Raw genomic sequence first — 17852 nt, 5'->3', positions numbered from 1 at the left:
CACTAAGTTACAACTTTACATAGTTTATTTTAAAGGGAATATTCAGAAATTAGTATTGACTAAATGAAAATGATGCATTAATGTATTGTTAAGTATAACGAATATAAGAAATGCCGTTTCGGAAATGTTATATTCCTTTGAAATAATAATAGAGAAAAGGGAGGATTTATCTATGTACAATCCAGAAATTGAAAGCGCATCCATCTCACAGAAGCGGGAAATGCAACTTGAGGGATTAAAAAAGACAGTAAAGAATGTATACGAAAATGTCGAATTCTATAAACAAAAATTTGATGAACTACAAGTTAAGCCTGAAGATATTCAATCATTAGAGGATATTAAGAAGTTGCCTTTCACAAAGAAAAAGGATTTCCGTGATCAGTACCCGTACGGGCTATTCGCTATACCTGTTGATGATGTCGCAAGGATTCATGGCTCATCCGGAACAAGCGGAAAACCAACTATTGTCGGCTACTCAGAGCAAGATCTTAAAAACTGGGGGGTTCTAGTGGCACGTGCTATCGTCGCGGCTGGCGGAAAGAAATCCGATGTATTCCATAATGCTTACGGTTATGGCTTGTTTACAGGAGGGCTTGGTCTTCATCAAGGGGCAGATGAATTAGGTGTAGCTACTATACCGATTTCTGGAGGAAACACTGAACGTCAAATTACGGTCATCAATGACCTTAAGCCACGCGGAATTTGCGGCACCCCATCTTACGTCTTGAGTATTATTGAGAAAATGGAAGACTTAGGTATGGATCCTCGTGATACAAACTTGGATTATGGAATCTTTGGAGCTGAAGCTTGGTCTGAAGAAGTACGCCAAAAGTTAGAACGAAAACTAGGTATCAAAGCTGTAGATATTTATGGTTTAAGTGAAATTATGGGGCCAGGTGTTGCGTCTGAATGTCATGAAGCGCAAGATGGACTGCATATTGCAGACGATCATTTCTTCGTTGAAGTCATTAACCCCGATACCCTTGAACCCGTTGCTGAAGGTGAACTTGGTGAATTAGTATTTACTAGCTTACAAAAGGAAGCGCTTCCAGTTATCCGTTATCGCACTGGAGATATTGCATCAATTACTCATGAGAAATGTAAGTGTGGAAGAACAACGACGCGTATGTCTCGCGTTAAAGGCAGAACAGACGACATGATCATCGTACGTGGAGTAAATGTTTTCCCATCTGAGATTGAACGGGAACTACTTCAAGTAGAAGGATTGTCACCTGTTTATCAGATTCAATTAATTCGTAAAGGAGTTATGGATGCTATTGAATTACATATCGAGATCGAGGTTTCTCTATATGAAGAAGTTGGGTGTGACTTACTTCATGAATCCATCATGAATATGAAGCGGAAGATCCAGCACAAATTGAAGAATTCGTGTTTAATCTCAGTAGATGTTGTATGCAATGAACCAAAAGCGCTTCCAAGATCTGAAGGGAAGGCAACTCGTGTTATAGATAAGCGTGATTGTTCGCCTGTAAGTGTATGACAATAACAACTTGATAAGGGCGTGAAGTGAGTGCAAGATTTTTTACAGTTCACATTAACGGGAATTACGATTGGAAGTATTTATGCAATTGTCGCCCTTGGCTTCGTAACTATTTATAGTGTGACAAAAGTAATTAACTTAGCTCAAGGAGAATTCGTCATGCTTGGCGGATTGACTATGTTTTCACTTGTATCGGTGGGTGTACCATATTGGCTTTCCTTTATTGCTACGATTCTCTTTGTAACACTCATCGGTTGGCTAATGGAATTCCTCTTGATACGAAGAGCTAAAGGTGCTGATGCAATCAGCTTAATCATTTTAACGATTGGAACATCGATCTTTATCCGGGGAATCAGTAGCATGGTATGGGGGAAAGACCAGCATACAGTTGCACCTTTCACTGAGAATACTCCTGTAACTATTGGAGGCGCTTCCATTACACCTCAATCAATTTGGGTTGTCTTGATTATGCTGTTGGTTGTCGGTCTTATGTACATGTTTATCGATAAAACAATGCTTGGAAAAGCATTCCAAGCATCTTCTGTTAATCCGATGGCTGCAAGATTAATGGGAATAAGTCCAAAAAGAATGTCTTCTTTCTCCTTTGTGTTGAGTGCTGCGCTTGGAGCCATCGCAGGCCTTGCGATCGCGCCAATTATCTTCCCGGCATATGATATGGGCGCTATGTTGGGTATTAAAGGTTTCTCAGCAGCCATTCTAGGAGGACTAGGTAGTGCCCCTGGAGCTGTTATAGGTGGTTTGCTAATTGGACTATTCGAATCCATGGGAGCTGGCTATATTAGTTCAGGAATGAAAGAAGTTATTACTTTTTCAGTATTCTTACTTATACTGATCATAAGACCCAATGGTATTTTGGGTGAGAAAACTATCGGAAAGGGAGGTTTGTAATGAAATTACAAGGCGTTCAACAGACGAAGTGGTGGGGCGTAGTTGTATTCATTGCCGCCATCCTTATATTCCCATTGGTAGTCACTCAATCGTTTTTCATTACACAGGCCACTTTTGCAGGTATATACGCGATTATAGCTATTGGTTTAGGTCTATTAATGGGCTATGCGGGGCAAATATCCTTAGGGCAAGCGGCATTTTATGGAGTGGGAGCATATACTACATCTATTTTGACAGCTACGTGGGGATGGAGTCCTTGGGTTAGCTTGCCTATAGCTTTATTTGTTCCAGCTCTTCTAGCTTTCTTCATGGGATATACGATGTCTCGATTAAGTGGATATTACTTAGCTATGGCAACATTGGCTCTCGGTATTATCGTTCATGGTCTGCTGGTTGAAGGTAAGGGAATTACAATGGGAGCATCAGGGTTTTATGGTATCCCACAGCTGTCATTGTTCGGCATGACAATCAACCAAGGAGTTCCATATTACTTTCTCGTATGGTTTTTCGTTTTACTAGTTTTAATACTATCACTAAACATTGTTCATTCTCGGGTTGGACGTGCCCTGCGTTCTATACATGATAGTGAAATTGCTTCTAGCTCAATGGGAGTGAATACAGGCAGGTATAAAATGCAGGTATTTATCTTAAGTGCTGCATTTGCTGGACTTGCCGGTTGGTTGTTTGCCCATATGAGCTATAGTATATCTCCTTCAGCATTCACATTTGATGCATCCATTCTTTTCTTGGCAATGGTCGTCCTAGGCGGAAGTGGAAGTGTATGGGGTGCTTTGATAGGAGCTTTATTAATACGTATGATCGGCATTACTGTTCATACACTTGGTGAGCGATTCACTTTCATCACTAGTGATTCGGAACACGTGATTTATGGATTAATCTTGATATTAGTTGTTATCTTCATGCCAAAAGGTCTATTCCCAACAGTAGTAGACTTGTTAAAAAGTGCAGCTATCAAGAGAGGGGAAAAGAAATCGTCTGTATCCGTCGCACCGATAAAACCAAGTGTTTCAGAATGAGGAGATGAGGACATTGTTGCAAGTAGAGTCAATTACTAAAAGATTTGGTGGAGTTGTAGCAAATAGCGAAGTCAGCTTCTCTGTCGATGAAGGACAAATCGTTGGGTTGATAGGCCCCAATGGAGCAGGGAAAAGCACAATGTTCAACATGATATCTTCTATATTTCCACCGACTGAAGGTAGTATTGTATTTTGCGGGAAGAAGATTGATCTACTTCCTTCATATAAAGTTGCTCCTTTAGGTATTTCACGAACGTTTCAAAATTTACAAGTGTTTAAAAATATGACAGTGATCGAAAATGTCATGGTAGGCCAGCATATGAAAACGAAGCAAAACCTTTCAGGAGTTGCCTCTATGTTACTTGGCATAACTAGAAAAGAGCGCAAGGTGTATGAAGAAGCAATGGACATTTTACGTTTCTTCAATCTAGAAACACTTTACGATCAGAAAGCATCTAGTTTGTCATTAGGAAAATTGCGACTACTGGAATTTGCTCGTGCCTATGCTACAGAACCTAAACTTCTTCTATTGGATGAGATTGCAGCAGGATTAAATCACAGTGAGACATCTGAAATGAGCCAGTTAATTAAAAGAGTTAGAGAAACTGGAGTAACCATTCTAGTCGTTGAGCATGACATGGATCTAGTCATGAGCATTTGCGATAAACTTGTTGTTTTGGATCAAGGCATGAAGATTGCAGAGGGAACTCCAAAAGAAATTCAAGCGAATGAAGCTGTAATTTCGGCTTACTTAGGCGCAGAAATCGAGGAGGAAGTCGTATGAGTGAACAAAACCTACTGAATATACTCGACTGTTCTGTCAGCTACGGGCCGATTCAAGCATTAAATCGCGCATCATTGTCTGTTAATCAAGGTGAAATTGTTGCTTTGTTAGGAGCAAATGGAGCGGGTAAGACAACTCTTTTACAAACCGTTTCTGGATTGCTTCGACCGACAAGTGGGCAAATTATTTATCAAGGTACTGATATTACAGGAATGGAAGCTGAAAAAATTGTAGGAAAACATTTAATTCATGTACCTGAACATCGTCAAATTTTTTCTACAATGACTGTTTTGGATAATTTATATTTAGGCGCTTACCACCACCGTAAAACCACTAACAAGCAGGCAGTAGAAGAAAACATCAAAAAGGTTTTCGAACTGTTTCCGATACTAAGAGATCGAAAAGATCAAATGGGTGGAACGATGTCTGGCGGTCAGCAACAAATGCTTGCAATTGCGCGGGGAATGATGGCGGAGCCCGATCTGTTGTTACTAGATGAACCTACATTAGGACTCGCCCCTCTCGTAGCGAAAGATGTATTGGAGCTCGTTGGTGATTTACGTAAGCAGTTTGGGACAACAATTTTATTAATAGAACAAAATTTACATGCATCCCTTAGGATAGCTGATAGAGGGTATGTCATTTCTCATGGTGAAATCATTAAAAGTGGTAGTTCAAGGGAATTACTGAATGATCCAGAAGTGAAAGAAGCTTACTTAGGGCACACAGTACATTGATGATGGAGGATGAGAAGATGTTCAGAAAATTACCTATGTTAATCCTAGCAGTTATGATGTCAATAGTGCTAGCTGCGTGTAGTGACGCAGACGCGAAGACTGAAAGTGGAGAACTGACAGAGTATAAAATTGGTGCAATTTATTCTAAAACAGGTCCTAATAGTCCATTGGGTGAACCTGAGTGGAATGCAGCGAAACTATTAGAAGAAAAAATTAATGCAGAAGGTGGAATTGATGGTATTCCATTAAAAATAATTTTAGCTGATGACGAATCTAGTCAGGAAAAAGCAACACAAGAAGCTAATCGATTAGTGAATGATGAAAATGTATTAGCGCTACTTGGTTCATCAGGAAGTGGTGAAAGCCTTGCAATGAAAGGAATCGCCATGCAACAAAAAGTTGCGATGATTTCTGCTGCAGCAAGTACGCATATCGTCGAACCTGTTGAAGATGCAGAATGGGTGTTTAAAACACCGCAATCGGATAGACAAGCAGTTGAACGTATTTATATGTATTTAAACGAACAAGGAATTAATAAAATCGGCACGATCAGTGATTCCAATGCATTTGGTTCGAGTGGCTTAGAGCAATTGGAAGCTTTGGCAGATGAATATGACATTAAAATTGTAGCGAAGGAAAGCTATAATACACAAGATCCTGATATGAGTACACAAGTAACAAAAATTAATAGTGCAAAAGCAGAAGCGATTGTCGTCTGGGGAACGAATCCCGGACCTGCTGTAATCGCAAAAAATGCTCATGATCTAGGGGTTAAATTACCTGTATTTGGAAGTCATGGCATTGCAAATCAAAACTTTATCTCTTTGGCGGGTGAAGCTGCAGAAGGCGTAGTAATTCCGACTGGAAAACTACTATTCCCAAATCAGATTCCTGAAGATGATATACAGTACGATGTAGTATCAAAATTTTACAATGAGTATACGGAGAAATATGACAGTGAGCCGACTAACTTTGGTTCTTACGGTTATGACAATGTGATGTTGGCAGTAGAGGCATTAAAGAACGGAGCTACTGATCGTCAAGCCATCCGTGATTATTTAGAAGCGAACATTAAAGACTGGGTCGGTACGACAGGTGTTTATAATTACACAGCTGATGATCATAATGGGCTTGGACCAGAGAGCTTTGTAATGGCGACTGTTAAGGACGGGAAATGGACGTATATTGAATGAGATAGAAAAGCACTGCGCCGTAGCAGTGCTTTTTATATGAAAATTTCTTTAAGAGTAGTTTATCTATCAAGTAATGCATGGCAAGAGCACAAGATTATCCGATTTTAAAATAGAAATAAATTATTCTGAATATATTCTTGACAACGCTTACACATTGATTTAAGATACTAAGTATAACAAAAAATAAGAGATACGTTAATTATCCGTTATACTTTGAAGAAATTAATTTCCTACTGAAAGAGAGGAGAATACGGCATATGAGTACTGAACAGAAAGTTTATGATTTAACGATAATCGGTGGCGGCCCTGTGGGATTGTTTACTTCCTTTTATGCAGGTATGCGCCAAATGTCGGTAAACTTAATTGAAAGCCTTCCGCAACTTGGTGGTCAATTAACGGCTTTATATCCTGAAAAGTATATATACGATATTGCAGGATTCCCTAAGATCACGGGACAAAATCTTATTGATAATCTGGTTGAGCAAATGTCTCAGTTCGAACCGAATATCACCCTTGAACAAGAGGTACGTGAAGTGATTAAGCAAGAGGATGGGAACTTCAAAATCAAAACGAATAAAGAAACTCATTACTCTAAGGCAATTATCATTACAGCTGGAAATGGCGCGTTTCAACCTAGAAAGCTTGATGTGGAAAATGCAGAACGATATGAAGATAAAAACTTACACTACTTCATTAAAGATCTACAATACTTTGCGGGAAAGAATGTACAAATTTTTGGTGGCGGGGACTCTGCTGTAGACTGGTCTCTGATGCTTGAACCAATTGCGAATAAAGTAACACTCGTTCACCGCCGTGATAAGTTCCGAGCACATGAAGCTAGCGTAGAAAACTTAATGAATTCTAAAGTAGAAATTAAAACACCGTATACACCATCATTGTTTATTGGTGAAGATAGAATCGAGAAAATCGTTCTAAGTAAGATGAAATCAGAAGAGGTAGAAGAAGTAACAATTGACGAAGTGATAGTTAACTATGGTTTCGTGTCTTCTCTCGGTCCTATTAAGGATTGGGAATTAGAAATAGAAAAGAATAGTATTGTCGTCAACTCTAAAATGGAAACGAACATTGAAGGTATTTACGCTGTAGGCGACATTTGCACGTATCCAGGAAAAGTTAAACTTATAGCTAGTGGATTTGGAGAAGCGCCAACAGCTGTTAGTAACGCAAAGGTCTACATTGATCCAACAGCTAAAGTTCAAGCCACTCATAGTACGACATTGATGGAGAAAAAGGAAAAGCAAGAACAGAAAAAAGTCCCGGTCAACTCGTGAACACTTGACTAAATTAGAATAAAGGAGGACACCTTTTATGGCTACACATACTATTGTTGATCAATCGACTTGCATAGCATGCGGTGCATGCGGAGCAAGCGCACCTGATATTTTTGATTACAATGATGAAGGCTTTGCATTTGTGCACCTAGATAACAATGAAGGTTCAGCGGAAGTCGATGAAGATTTACTAGATGATCTAGATGATGCTCTCGAGGGCTGCCCAACCGACTCTATCAAAGTTTCGGAACATCCTATTGTTTTAGAAGAAGTTTAGTATTTTTTTGAAATGAAGTATAACAAAATTTAACTAATTTCTATAAACCTGTTATACCAATCCTTTGTCAAGAAATACTACAAGGTATTAACTGTTCACAATCTAAAGGAGGAATTAGATAAATGGTAACGATGACGACTATGACCACAGATGAAAAAATGGAGTATTTCATGAAACGCATAGAGAGTGGCGATAAGATCCAAGCAGACGATTGGATGCCAGAAGAGTATCGCCAAACATTAATTAAACTTATCTCTATGCACGGGATCAGTGAAATTATGGGGGCACTTCCTGAGAAAGAATGGGTACCTAAAGCACCTTCGCTATACCGAAAACTTGGAATCATGGCGAAAGTACAAGATGAAATGGGCCATGGACAATTATTGTTACGCGTAGCAGAAGATTTGATGAAGCCATATGGTAAAACTCGCGGAGATATCATGCAAGATCTATTTAATGAGGATTTGAAATTTCATAATGTGTTTCATATGGAAACAAAAACTTGGGCAGATGCAGGATTGATCGGTTGGTTAGTAGATGGGGCTGCGATCATTACACAAACGAATATGTTAGACGCATCTTACGGGCCATATGCTAAGGCACTACAACGTATTTGCGCAGAAGAGGTATTCCATGCGCAGCACGGAGAATCGATTATCATGGCACTTGCAGAAGGAACAGAAGAACAGCGAGCAATGGTGCAAGATGCACTTAACCGCTGGTGGCCAGCACTTCTTATGTTCTTTGGACCTCCAAGTAAAGCTACGACAGGTGCATCGAAGCAAGAAGCAACTATCAAATATCGTATTCGGAAGAACACGAATGAAGAATTACGTCAAAGTTTCCTAGATAAATACATTCCGAGAATTCTATCACTAAGTTTAACAATTCCGGACGATACATTGTATTTTGATCAAGAGAAAGAACATTGGGTATACCAGCAACCTGACTGGACAGAATTTAAAAAGATTATTAAAAATAATGGACCAAAATCACAAGCGCGTCTTAATCTTCGCCGTTCATCATACGAGAACAATGCGTGGGTACGTGAAGCGTTAAGTGCAGTTGTTGAATAAAGGAGCGATGGAGAATATGTCAGAGAAAACATTTTATCAAGAGTTTGAAGTATTCAGTAAGCGTACCCATGCCGCATCATTCCAACATCAATTTGATTTACTAGCGCCAAATGAAGACATGGCACTTATGATGGCACAAGAAAATTTTATGCGTCGAGAGCCTGTCGTTGATATATGGGTCGTAAATAAAAAGAATATCCGCAGTATGGATGAAGAAGAACGCCTATCCTTGAACCGTTTGGATAACAAAGAGTACCGTACTACAAAAGGGTATGGATACTTGCGTAAAAAATGGCGTCAATACGAACAAGAAATGCTTGATGAGAAAGAAATCTTATCTTGGGCAGGAGGTAAAGAAAAATGAGTAACGTAGAAAGAATGATGAGTGCAGAAGAGAAAAAGGCTATAGAAGCGCTTATATTCCAATTAGCGGATGATGATTTTCTGTTTTCATATCGTGGCTCTGAATGGTTAGGGCTGGCTCCACATATAGAAGAAGATGTTGCATCATCCTCCATCACGCAAGATTCGATGGGTCATGCAGCCATGTATTATAAGTTGCTAGAGGACCTGGGGTTAGGGAAAGCAGACGATCTCGCTCACTTACGTCCTGCACAAGAACGAAAGAATAGTGTGTTGACCGAACGTGTCAACGGTGACGGATATTATATGGATACACCACAATACGATTGGGCTTATACAGTAGTTAGAAGTTACTTCTATACACAAGCGAAAAGAGCAAAAATCAATTCACTAAGAGAAAGCTCATATGAACCACTTCGCGAAATTGCTGTAAAAGTAAGCATGGAACTCTATTACCATGTCATGCATTGGAAGTTGTGGTTCGAACAACTACTAAGCTCAACAGAAGAGGCAAAAAGTAAAATGGCTAGCGCGATTGACTTAGTTGTAGAAGACATGGGAGACCTATTCTCTTACGGAGAACAAAAAGAATTGATTGAACGATTTGACTTGATAGATTCGGAAGAAAAGATACAAAACAATTGGCTTGAAGCATTGCGTCCGACTTTTGAACAACTACAGTTGGACTTACCTACAATCCCTGAACCGAAGTTGAATGGCCGTAATGGACAACATACAGATGAATTACAAACAGCAATCGATACACTTTCTGAAGTGTACAGACTCGATACAGCCACTAACTGGTAATAGAAAGAAAGAGGTGTTTTGGAAATGGTAGCTCTAGTAAAAAACTCACAAAACTTAGAAGTATGGAAGGTGCTTGAAAGCGTCAAGGACCCTGAAATTGATACAGTCAGTATAGTGGATCTTGGAATGGTGGAGAAAGTGGAAGTTGAAGCCGAACAGATCAAGGTAACTTTATTACCTACGTTTTTAGGTTGCCCGGCACTTGAAATCATCCGAACGAATACTAAGAATGCTGTGATGGGGCTATCTGGATCCAAAAACGTCGAAGTAGAATTTATTTTCAGTCCTCCTTGGACGTCTGATCGTGTAACAGAGAATGGACAAAAAGGATTGAAAGAGTTTGGAATCGCTGCTCCACCACGTCACCTAGAAGAGGATGGATCTTGGCATGTGGATTGTCCGTATTGCGATTCAACGTACGTAACGATGGAGAATATATTTGGACCAACGGCTTGTAGAAGTATTTTATATTGCAAGAGTTGTAAAACTCCGTTTGAAGCAATGAAACCTGTATCAACAATAATGTAACTGGAGGAATTTAAATGGCTAAATTAATCGCATTATACAAACACCCTGAAAACAAAGAGGAATTTGACGAGCATTACTTCAACGTTCATTCACCAATCACAGCGAAGATTCCTGGCTTGCGTGAGATGAAAGTAACAAAGTTCACTGGCAGCCCAATGGGTGGAGAACCACCGTATTACTTGATGTGTGAAATGATCTATGATGATGCAGCATCATTAAAAGCAGGCTTGAGCTCTGATGAAGGAAAGGCTTCTGGAAAAGACTTGATGGGCTTCGCTGGAAAGCTAGTCACTTTGATGATTGGTGAAGACAGCGAATGACTGCTTACAAATTCATAGAAACATCGGTGGATCAACAAGTCGGCATGATTGAATTAAACAGACCTAAGCAATTGAATTCTTTGAATCGCAATATGGTTAGTGAAATTCTCGAGGCGCTGCAATCGTTTGATCGAAATGACGAAATACGTGTAATTTTACTAGTAGGTAAGGGAAAAGCTTTCTCTGCTGGTGCAGATATAGATGAGATGGCTGGAGCAGATTCAATGAGTCTTGAATTATTGAACCAGTTTGCTGACTGGGATCAGATTCCTCTCATCAAAAAACCCGTCATCGGTGCAGTTCATGGATTTGTTTTTGGTGGAGGTTTTGAACTTGCTCTTTGCTGCGATGTTCTTTTGGCTGCGGATGGAACAGAGTTTTCATTCCCTGAAGTGACTTTAGGTGTCATGCCTGGAGCTGGCGGGACGCAACGCTTAACTAAGTTAGTTGGACGTGCGAAAGCGATAGAGTGGTTATGGACAGGTGAGCGAATCAAAGCTACTGAACTACAAAAACATGGAGTGATTAACCGAATTGTTTCTCAAGAGCTATTGCGTGAAGAGGCTTTACGGTTTTCAAATAAGGTCGCTAGCATGCCGCCACTTGCTATCCGAATGATTAAAGACTCAGTAAACAAGGCGGTTGACTATCCATTGTATGAAGGTATGCAGTATGAGCGAAAGAACTTCTATCTTCTATTTTCATCCGAGGATCAAAAAGAAGGAATGCAAGCTTTCGTTGAAAAGAGAAAGCCGATATATAAAGGAAAATGAGGAGACGATTTTCTATGTTTGAAACAATTCAATACGAATTGAAAGATGGTATTGCTTGGCTTACATTGAATCGTCCTGATAAATTAAATGCATTCGTAGCGCAGATGAACCGTGAAATTAAAGAAGCGCTACGTATGGCATCAAAGGATGACAATGCAAGATGCATCGTCGTAACAGGTGAAGGTCGAGCATTCTGTTCAGGCCAGGATCTATCAGAAGTTGATGAACAAATGGATCATGGGCAAGTACTAAGAGACCACTACGGTCCAATGATTCTGGAAATAAAGAAAACAGAAAAGCCCATCATAGCAGCAGTCAATGGAGTAGCCGCTGGGGCTGGTTTTAGTCTAGCTCTAGCATGTGACTTCCGTTTGATGTCTGAGAAAGCCAGCTACATAAATGCATTCATACATGTAGGACTCATTCCCGACTCTGGCAATCTGTATTATCTATCACAATTAGTTGGTGCAGCAAAAGCAGCAGAAATTTCAATTCTAGGCGAGAAAATCACTGCGGCCCAGGCATTGGATTTAGGGCTAGCAACGAAAGTATTCTCACAAGAAGACTTCGAAGTAGAAGTGGAAGCGTTTGCAAAGACGATTGCAACGAAGCCAACTAAAGCAATTGGACTAATTAAAAGAGGATTAAATGATGTTCAGACGCTACCGTTTGAAGAGTATCTTCAACGTGAAGCGGAAAGTCAGCGAATTGCTGGATTGACTGAAGATCATGCGGAAGGTATTGAAGCATTTAAAAACAAAAGAAGTCCTGAGTTTATTGGAAAATAAGAGGAGGAAATACCATGACAAAAATTCAAGAGCAAGAAGTAGCACAAACTATGAAGCGTGATTTCTATAAATTATTTATCAACGGAGAGCAAGTAGAAAGCAGCAATGGCGCTCGTACAAAAGTGTATAATCCGGCAACAGGGGAATTCTTAGCGGAAGTCGCTAAAGCAACTCAAGAAGATGCACAGCGCGCAATTGAAGCGGCGCGTAATGCATTTGATAATGGGAAGTGGAAGATCACACCTACAGGAAAACGCGCTCGTGTCCTTAATAAGATTGCGGCGATTATGAGAAGTCGTTTTAGCGAATTAGTAGAACTAGAAGTACTAAATACAGGGAAAACGATTGCGGCAGCACAAGCTCAGATTAATCAGGCGGTAGAGGATTTTGAATTTTATGCAGGTGCATTAGTTTCACACCGCGGCTCCGTAAATAACGTACCTGGCCAGTTCCACAACTACACGGAAAAAGAGCCAGTTGGTGTATGTGCTCAAATCATTCCATGGAACTACCCACTAATGATGGCGGCTTGGAAAGTTGCACCGGCACTTGCGGCAGGTTGTTCTGTAATTATTAAACCGGCATCCCTTACACCCCTAACAGCAATTGTATTAGGTGAAATTTGCCACGAAGCAGGAGTTCCAGAAGGTGTAGTAAACATCTTACCAGGATCAGGTGCTGAAATTGGAAACTATCTAGTTGAACATGATTTAGTAAATAAGGTAGCTTTCACAGGATCTACTCCGATTGGTAAAGATATTATGGCACGTGCTTCTGGCACATTGAAGCGTGTCACATTAGAGTTAGGCGGTAAATCACCAAGCCTAATCTTTGAAGATGCGGATATTGATCAAGCGGTAGATTGCTCAATCTATGGTATTTATAATAATACTGGACAGTCATGTGATGCACGTTCACGTATTTATATTCATGAAGACGTGTATGATGAGTTCGTTGAGAAATTCATTGAAAAGACGAACCGTATCGTTCTTGGCGATCCGTTCAGCAAAGAAACACATGTTGGAGCAGTAATTGACCAAGGACAGTTAGATACTGTAAAGGAATATGTACAATCAGCAATTGACGAAGGAGCAGAAATTTTAGCTGGCGGTGAGCAAATACATCCTGAAGGCTTTGAAAAAGGTTTCTGGTATGCGCCTACAGTCATCGGTAACGTGACGCAGGAAATGCGTGTAGTACAAGAAGAGATCTTTGGTCCTGTCGTTGTACTATCCAAGTTCTCGAATGAAAAAGAAGCGATCACACTAGCGAATGACTCGGAATTTGGACTTGCATCATCTGTTTGGTCTAAAGATGGCGCACGTGCAACACGTGTAGCAAATAAAATTCAAGCAGGTATCGTCATGATCAACTCGCCATTCTCTGCTTTCCCTGGAACACCATTTGGTGGATACAAGCAATCTGGTTTCGGACGCGAGTTAGCTATTGAAACATTAGATCTTTATTCCGAGACAAAGAGTATTATGTCTTATTATGGTTCTCGCCCATTAAACCCATTCGGACTGTAAAAAACATTACGTTAAAAAGGAACAGGGGCTAGTTCGCATGCCTCTGTTCTTTCTTACTATAAATAGGAAATAGCCATTTAAAGGGGGAAATAAAATGATTGAAAAAATTGTAGTTGTTGGTTCTGGTGTGATGGGTAGAGGTATTGCCTATGTAAGTGCACTAGGTGGATATTCTGTCACCATCGTAGATATTAATGAACAAGCATTGGAAAATGCAGAGAAGGAAATTGAATTAATCATCACGAAAGGTTTGGAGCGACAAAAAATTACGCAACAAGTGGCAAATGATATTCGTAGTCATCTTCATTTTGAAACAGAATTAGCAATAGCAGCAAAAACAGCGGATCTTGTAATTGAAGCAGTGCCTGAAGTAGCAGATATTAAGAAGCAAGTCTTCCAAACGATTGAAGAAAATGCACCTGCTTCATGTTATTTTGCAACGAATACGTCGACTATGAGTCCTACTGAAATTGCATCATTTGGTCAGCGTCCTGAACGCACTATTGCCATGCACTTTTTCAATCCCGTACATAAAATGCCACTTGTAGAAATTATACGCGGGCTAGAAACGAGTGATGAAACAGCAGAGGTCATTAGAAATGTAGCCGTTAAAATGGGGAAGGAAACGGTTGTCATCAATGAATTCCCTGGGTTCGTCACAAGCCGAATTAGCGCCTTAGTCGGAAACGAAGCGTTCTATATGTTGCAAGAAGGCCTAGGTTCACCCGAAGAAATCGATAAAGCAATTAAACTAGGCCTCAACTATCCTATGGGACCGTTTGAATTAGTAGATTTAGTTGGACTAGACGCACGCTTGAATAACTTGAAATATCTCCATGAGAAACTGGGTGAAAAATATCGTCCTGCCCCTTTGCTAGAACAATACGTTAAAGCTGGACGTCTTGGTAGAAAAAGCGGAAAAGGGATCTATGATTATTCGGATAACAAGGAGATGGTGAAATCATGAGGGAAGTAGTAATCGTTGATGCAGTACGTACACCATTTGGAAGATATAAGGGAGCGTTAAAAGCAGTTCGCCCCGACGACTTGGGTGCTACAGTAATCAAAGCCTTAATTGAAAGAAATCCAAGTCTTCCTACTGAAGAAATTGAAGAAGTGATTTTTGGCAACGCGAATCAAGCAGGTGAAGACAATCGTAACGTGGCTCGTATGTCTGCATTACTTGCCGGCTTACCTATAGAAGTGGGCGGAACGACAATTAACCGCCTATGTGGATCAGGTATCGACGCAGTGATGTATGCAGCAAGAGCGATCATGGCCGGCGAAGGGGATGTCTTCATCGCAGGCGGTACGGAAAGCATGACACGCGCACCATTTGTAATGGGTAAACCTGAAGTGGAGTACCCGCGCGGAGATATGAAAATGTATGATACGACGATTGGATGGCGCTTTACGAATAAGGAATTAGAAGAAATGTACGGATCTGACACTATGCCGAAAACAGCGGAAAATGTAGCAGAACGTTATAACATTTCACGTGAAGAGCAAGATGCTTTTGCGTATGAAAGTCAACGTCGAGCGAAAAAGGCTATAGAGGAAGATGCATTCAGCAAAGAAATTGTCCCAGTTGTATATAAAGATCGTAAAGGCAATGAAATCATTGTAGAGCGAGATGAACATCCACGTCCAGAATCATCTGTTGAGGCATTAGCGAAACTACGACCAATATTTGAAGGTGGGTCAGTTACAGCAGGAAATGCGTCAGGTGTAAACGATGGAGCTGCAGCACTTTTAGTAATGAGTGCAGAGAAAGCGAAAGAGCTTGGCCTGAAACCACTTGCAAAGTATGTGACAGGCGCAGTAGCAGGTCTTGAGCCAGCGGTGATGGGTCTAGGACCAATTTATGCCTCACGCAAAGCTTTAAAACGCGCGGATTTAACAGCGGATGATATGGGCTTGGTAGAATTAAATGAAGCATTTGCTTCCCAGTCGCTTGAATGTATTCGCCAATTAGAACTGGATACAGACAAAGTAAATGTCAACGGTGGAGCCATTGCATACGGACATCCACTCGGAGCAAGCGGTGCACGTATTTTGATGACGTTAATATATGAAATGAATAAGCGTAATACGCAATACGGTCTGGCCACTATGTGTATAGGTGTTGGACAAGGTATAGCCATGATCGTAGAAAAGCCAGAACTATAAAACTACTTACGATTGACGCATAAAGGAGCTTATATAATGAAACCAGTTTTATTGAAAGTTGAAAATCGTATTGCTTATGTAACAATCAATCGGCCTGAATCTTTAAATTGCTTTAATTACCCTGCCTTAAAAGAACTACAAGAAATAGTAGAGACTCTCCACATTGCACCTGATATCAGAGCTGTGATTTTTAAAGGAGAAGGAGAAAAGGCATTCAGTGCGGGTGCGGATTTAAAAGAACGTAAGACTCTTAACGAATCGGAAGTGCGTCGCAACGTAAAAGCTATTCGTGACGTATTCAATAGTATAGCAGAATTACCTCAGCCTACAATCGCCGCTGTGAATGGTCATGCACTTGGCGGTGGTTTTGAATTGATGCTGGCTTGCGATTTCTCGATCGCCGTTAGTCATGCTACGTTAGGCTTGACTGAAACAAGTTGGGCTATCATTCCAGGAGCAGGAGGCACACAACGGCTACCTCGATTAGTTGGCGTGATGAAAGCAAAAGAGCTTATATTCACTGCTAAACGCTTGACTGCAGCGGAAGCATTAGAGCTAGGCATTGTATTAAAAGTAGTAGAATCAAGTAATTTACTAGCTACTTGCGAAGAATTAGCGGAAGCTATTATGAAAAATGGTCCTGTTGCAATTAAACAAGCTAAATATGCAATTGATGAAGGTCTAAATACGGACCTTCGTACAGGACTTGCAATTGAAACGAAAGCATACGAATTAGTCATCCCGACCGAAGATCGCGTTGAGGCTTTAACGGCATTCAATGAAAAACGTGAACCGGAATTCCAAGGCACATAAGCTTGTCATCAATATTGGCCAACGGTTATAATGGAGAGAAGGAACCAAATAATTTAATTGAAAGAGTGGTTTTTTCTATCTCTAATACACAATCGATGATATTTACAATTTTTGGTGATTACGTGCGCCATTATGGAAATAAAATTTGGATTGGTAGCTTGATCCGGTTGATGAAAGAATTTGGCCATAATGAACAAGCCGTACGCGTTGTTCTATCTCGTATGATGAAACAAGGCTGGTTTGAAACAGAACGTGAAGGAAGAAAAAGTTATTATTACTTAACAGACCGTGGAGTTTCTCGTATCGAGGAAGCTGCATCGCGTATTTTTAAATTAGAGCCTCATGAATGGGATGGGCAATGGCGTATGTTGATGTACAACATACCTGAAGATAAACGACAACTTCGTGATGAATTGCGGAAAGAGCTTTTATGGAGTGGGTTCGGTACTTTTACGAATGGTTGTTGGATTACGCCGAATGATTTGGCAAAAGAAGTACGTTTATTAATAGCAAAATATGAAATTGAAGAACATGCTGACTTATTTCTCTCAAAGTACACGGGACCAAGGTCAAACCAAGAGTTGGTTGCCAAGAGTTGGCCTCTTGAAGAGATAGAGAAAAAGTATGGAGAATTTATTTCGATATACAGTCAAAAGTTCGTCGTGGCAACGAGTGAAATGGAAAGTGGTTTGTTGTCGGACGCTCAGTGTTTTGTAGAACGTACTAATCTAGTGCATGAATATCGAAAGTTCTTGTTCATTGATCCTGGTTTGCCAAAAGAACTTCTTCCTGAGATGTGGAGCGGAACACACTCAGCTCATTTATTTGCACAATATTATAAACTACTTGCTGAACCTGCGAATCGTTTTTTTGAACACATATTTGAAAAAGATAATGATATAAGTAGAAAAGATGCATCGTATGATGCTGAAGATAACCCGATGATTATAAAATGA

General features: G+C 40.3%; 20 protein-coding genes. All 20 read left to right on the top strand.

The annotated features are described in order from the left end of the window. Positions 1–172: 172 nt before the first annotated feature. The 20 genes from CSV61_RS10800 to paaX all read left to right on the top strand — a co-directional run bounded on the left by CSV61_RS10800 (position 173) and on the right by paaX (position 17852). A complete protein-coding gene (locus CSV61_RS10800) occupies positions 173–1501 on the top strand; it encodes a phenylacetate--CoA ligase family protein (protein ID WP_083034581.1) in 1329 nt (442 codons plus the stop codon). Between the two features lie 30 nt (positions 1502–1531). Then, positions 1532–2410 (top strand): branched-chain amino acid ABC transporter permease, encoded by an 879-nt coding sequence (locus CSV61_RS10795; protein ID WP_099639218.1) that lies wholly within the window; start codon positions 1532–1534, stop codon positions 2408–2410. Beyond that, a complete protein-coding gene (locus CSV61_RS10790) occupies positions 2410–3447 on the top strand; it encodes a branched-chain amino acid ABC transporter permease (protein ID WP_083034583.1) in 1038 nt (345 codons plus the stop codon). Before CSV61_RS10795 ends, CSV61_RS10790 begins: the two co-directional genes overlap by 1 nt. Positions 3448–3451: 4 nt before the next feature. Next, a complete protein-coding gene (locus CSV61_RS10785; protein ID WP_099639217.1) occupies positions 3452–4231 on the top strand; it encodes an ABC transporter ATP-binding protein in 780 nt (259 codons plus the stop codon). Further along, positions 4228–4968, top strand: coding sequence for an ABC transporter ATP-binding protein (locus tag CSV61_RS10780; RefSeq protein ID WP_083034585.1), 741 nt, complete (start codon positions 4228–4230; stop codon positions 4966–4968). Before CSV61_RS10785 ends, CSV61_RS10780 begins: the two co-directional genes overlap by 4 nt. Positions 4969–4985: 17 nt before the next feature. Continuing rightward, positions 4986–6161, top strand: coding sequence for an ABC transporter substrate-binding protein (locus CSV61_RS10775; protein WP_099639216.1), 1176 nt, complete (start codon positions 4986–4988; stop codon positions 6159–6161). 257 nt (positions 6162–6418) lie between these two features. Beyond that, positions 6419–7453, top strand: a complete 1035-nt coding sequence (locus CSV61_RS10770; protein ID WP_083034587.1) for an NAD(P)/FAD-dependent oxidoreductase — start codon at positions 6419–6421, stop codon at positions 7451–7453. A 37-nt stretch (positions 7454–7490) separates the two neighbouring features. Beyond that, complete coding sequence (locus CSV61_RS10765; protein WP_083034588.1) at positions 7491–7730, top strand: ferredoxin; 240 nt, start codon at positions 7491–7493, stop codon at positions 7728–7730. 122 nt (positions 7731–7852) lie between these two features. Next, positions 7853–8806, top strand: a complete 954-nt coding sequence (paaA, locus tag CSV61_RS10760; RefSeq protein WP_083034589.1) for a 1,2-phenylacetyl-CoA epoxidase subunit PaaA — start codon at positions 7853–7855, stop codon at positions 8804–8806. Positions 8807–8822: 16 nt separating this feature from the next. After that, positions 8823–9170, top strand: a complete 348-nt coding sequence (gene paaB / locus CSV61_RS10755; RefSeq protein ID WP_083034590.1) for a 1,2-phenylacetyl-CoA epoxidase subunit PaaB — start codon at positions 8823–8825, stop codon at positions 9168–9170. Further along, a complete protein-coding gene (paaC, locus tag CSV61_RS10750) occupies positions 9167–9976 on the top strand; it encodes a 1,2-phenylacetyl-CoA epoxidase subunit PaaC (protein ID WP_199173615.1) in 810 nt (269 codons plus the stop codon). The genes paaB and paaC overlap by 4 nt, the downstream gene beginning before the upstream one ends. A 24-nt stretch (positions 9977–10000) precedes the next feature. Beyond that, positions 10001–10504 carry a 1,2-phenylacetyl-CoA epoxidase subunit PaaD gene (gene paaD / locus CSV61_RS10745; protein WP_083034591.1) on the top strand — a complete coding sequence of 168 codons (504 nt, stop codon included), beginning with the start codon at positions 10001–10003 and terminating at the stop codon, positions 10502–10504. A gap of 14 nt (positions 10505–10518) precedes the next feature. Next, entirely contained in the window at positions 10519–10824 is a 306-nt protein-coding gene (locus CSV61_RS10740; RefSeq protein ID WP_029054019.1) for an EthD family reductase, read from the top strand. Beyond that, the gene (locus CSV61_RS10735) at positions 10821–11597 is read left to right on the top strand and encodes an enoyl-CoA hydratase/isomerase family protein (protein WP_083034592.1); all 777 of its coding nucleotides are present in this window, start codon (positions 10821–10823) and stop codon (positions 11595–11597) included. The genes CSV61_RS10740 and CSV61_RS10735 overlap by 4 nt, the downstream gene beginning before the upstream one ends. Before the next feature lie 14 nt (positions 11598–11611). Beyond that, positions 11612–12385: an enoyl-CoA hydratase-related protein gene (locus tag CSV61_RS10730; protein ID WP_083034593.1), complete on the top strand. Its 774-nt coding sequence runs from the start codon at positions 11612–11614 to the stop codon at positions 12383–12385. 14 nt (positions 12386–12399) lie between these two features. Further along, positions 12400–13914, top strand: a complete 1515-nt coding sequence (locus tag CSV61_RS10725) for an aldehyde dehydrogenase family protein (protein ID WP_083034594.1) — start codon at positions 12400–12402, stop codon at positions 13912–13914. Between the two features lie 94 nt (positions 13915–14008). After that, the gene (locus tag CSV61_RS10720; RefSeq protein ID WP_083034595.1) at positions 14009–14881 is read left to right on the top strand and encodes a 3-hydroxyacyl-CoA dehydrogenase; all 873 of its coding nucleotides are present in this window, start codon (positions 14009–14011) and stop codon (positions 14879–14881) included. Continuing rightward, positions 14878–16083 carry a thiolase family protein gene (locus CSV61_RS10715; RefSeq protein ID WP_083034596.1) on the top strand — a complete coding sequence of 402 codons (1206 nt, stop codon included), beginning with the start codon at positions 14878–14880 and terminating at the stop codon, positions 16081–16083. Before CSV61_RS10720 ends, CSV61_RS10715 begins: the two co-directional genes overlap by 4 nt. Before the next feature lie 36 nt (positions 16084–16119). Then, the gene (locus CSV61_RS10710) at positions 16120–16896 is read left to right on the top strand and encodes an enoyl-CoA hydratase-related protein (RefSeq protein WP_099639215.1); all 777 of its coding nucleotides are present in this window, start codon (positions 16120–16122) and stop codon (positions 16894–16896) included. A 95-nt stretch (positions 16897–16991) separates the two neighbouring features. Continuing rightward, a complete protein-coding gene (gene paaX / locus CSV61_RS10705) occupies positions 16992–17852 on the top strand; it encodes a phenylacetic acid degradation operon negative regulatory protein PaaX (RefSeq protein WP_083034598.1) in 861 nt (286 codons plus the stop codon).

It is taken from the genome of Sporosarcina sp. P3 (assembly GCF_002743415.1).
Lineage (GTDB): Bacteria > Bacillota > Bacilli > Bacillales_A > Planococcaceae > Sporosarcina > Sporosarcina ureae_A.
Note: the sequence above shows the minus strand (reverse complement) of the source record. Positions and strands in the feature narration are given on the sequence as shown.

Excerpts from the sequence above, each read along its gene's own strand:
- CSV61_RS10800 (WP_083034581.1), top strand. The coding sequence starts at position 173 with ATGTACAATCCAGAAATTGAAAGCGCATCCATCTCACAGAAGCGGGAA.
- CSV61_RS10790 (WP_083034583.1), top strand. The coding sequence starts at position 2,410 with ATGAAATTACAAGGCGTTCAACAGACGAAGTGGTGGGGCGTAGTTGTA.
- CSV61_RS10785 (WP_099639217.1), top strand. The coding sequence starts at position 3,452 with ATGAGGACATTGTTGCAAGTAGAGTCAATTACTAAAAGATTTGGTGGA.
- CSV61_RS10780 (WP_083034585.1), top strand. The coding sequence starts at position 4,228 with ATGAGTGAACAAAACCTACTGAATATACTCGACTGTTCTGTCAGCTAC.
- CSV61_RS10775 (WP_099639216.1), top strand. The coding sequence starts at position 4,986 with ATGTTCAGAAAATTACCTATGTTAATCCTAGCAGTTATGATGTCAATA.
- CSV61_RS10770 (WP_083034587.1), top strand. The coding sequence starts at position 6,419 with ATGAGTACTGAACAGAAAGTTTATGATTTAACGATAATCGGTGGCGGC.
- CSV61_RS10765 (WP_083034588.1), top strand. The coding sequence starts at position 7,491 with ATGGCTACACATACTATTGTTGATCAATCGACTTGCATAGCATGCGGT.
- paaA (WP_083034589.1), top strand. The coding sequence starts at position 7,853 with ATGGTAACGATGACGACTATGACCACAGATGAAAAAATGGAGTATTTC.
- paaB (WP_083034590.1), top strand. The coding sequence starts at position 8,823 with ATGTCAGAGAAAACATTTTATCAAGAGTTTGAAGTATTCAGTAAGCGT.
- paaC (WP_199173615.1), top strand. The coding sequence starts at position 9,167 with ATGAGTAACGTAGAAAGAATGATGAGTGCAGAAGAGAAAAAGGCTATA.
- paaD (WP_083034591.1), top strand. The coding sequence starts at position 10,001 with ATGGTAGCTCTAGTAAAAAACTCACAAAACTTAGAAGTATGGAAGGTG.
- CSV61_RS10740 (WP_029054019.1), top strand. The coding sequence starts at position 10,519 with ATGGCTAAATTAATCGCATTATACAAACACCCTGAAAACAAAGAGGAA.
- CSV61_RS10735 (WP_083034592.1), top strand. The coding sequence starts at position 10,821 with ATGACTGCTTACAAATTCATAGAAACATCGGTGGATCAACAAGTCGGC.
- CSV61_RS10730 (WP_083034593.1), top strand. The coding sequence starts at position 11,612 with ATGTTTGAAACAATTCAATACGAATTGAAAGATGGTATTGCTTGGCTT.
- CSV61_RS10725 (WP_083034594.1), top strand. The coding sequence starts at position 12,400 with ATGACAAAAATTCAAGAGCAAGAAGTAGCACAAACTATGAAGCGTGAT.
- CSV61_RS10720 (WP_083034595.1), top strand. The coding sequence starts at position 14,009 with ATGATTGAAAAAATTGTAGTTGTTGGTTCTGGTGTGATGGGTAGAGGT.
- CSV61_RS10715 (WP_083034596.1), top strand. The coding sequence starts at position 14,878 with ATGAGGGAAGTAGTAATCGTTGATGCAGTACGTACACCATTTGGAAGA.
- CSV61_RS10710 (WP_099639215.1), top strand. The coding sequence starts at position 16,120 with ATGAAACCAGTTTTATTGAAAGTTGAAAATCGTATTGCTTATGTAACA.
- paaX (WP_083034598.1), top strand. The coding sequence starts at position 16,992 with ATGATATTTACAATTTTTGGTGATTACGTGCGCCATTATGGAAATAAA.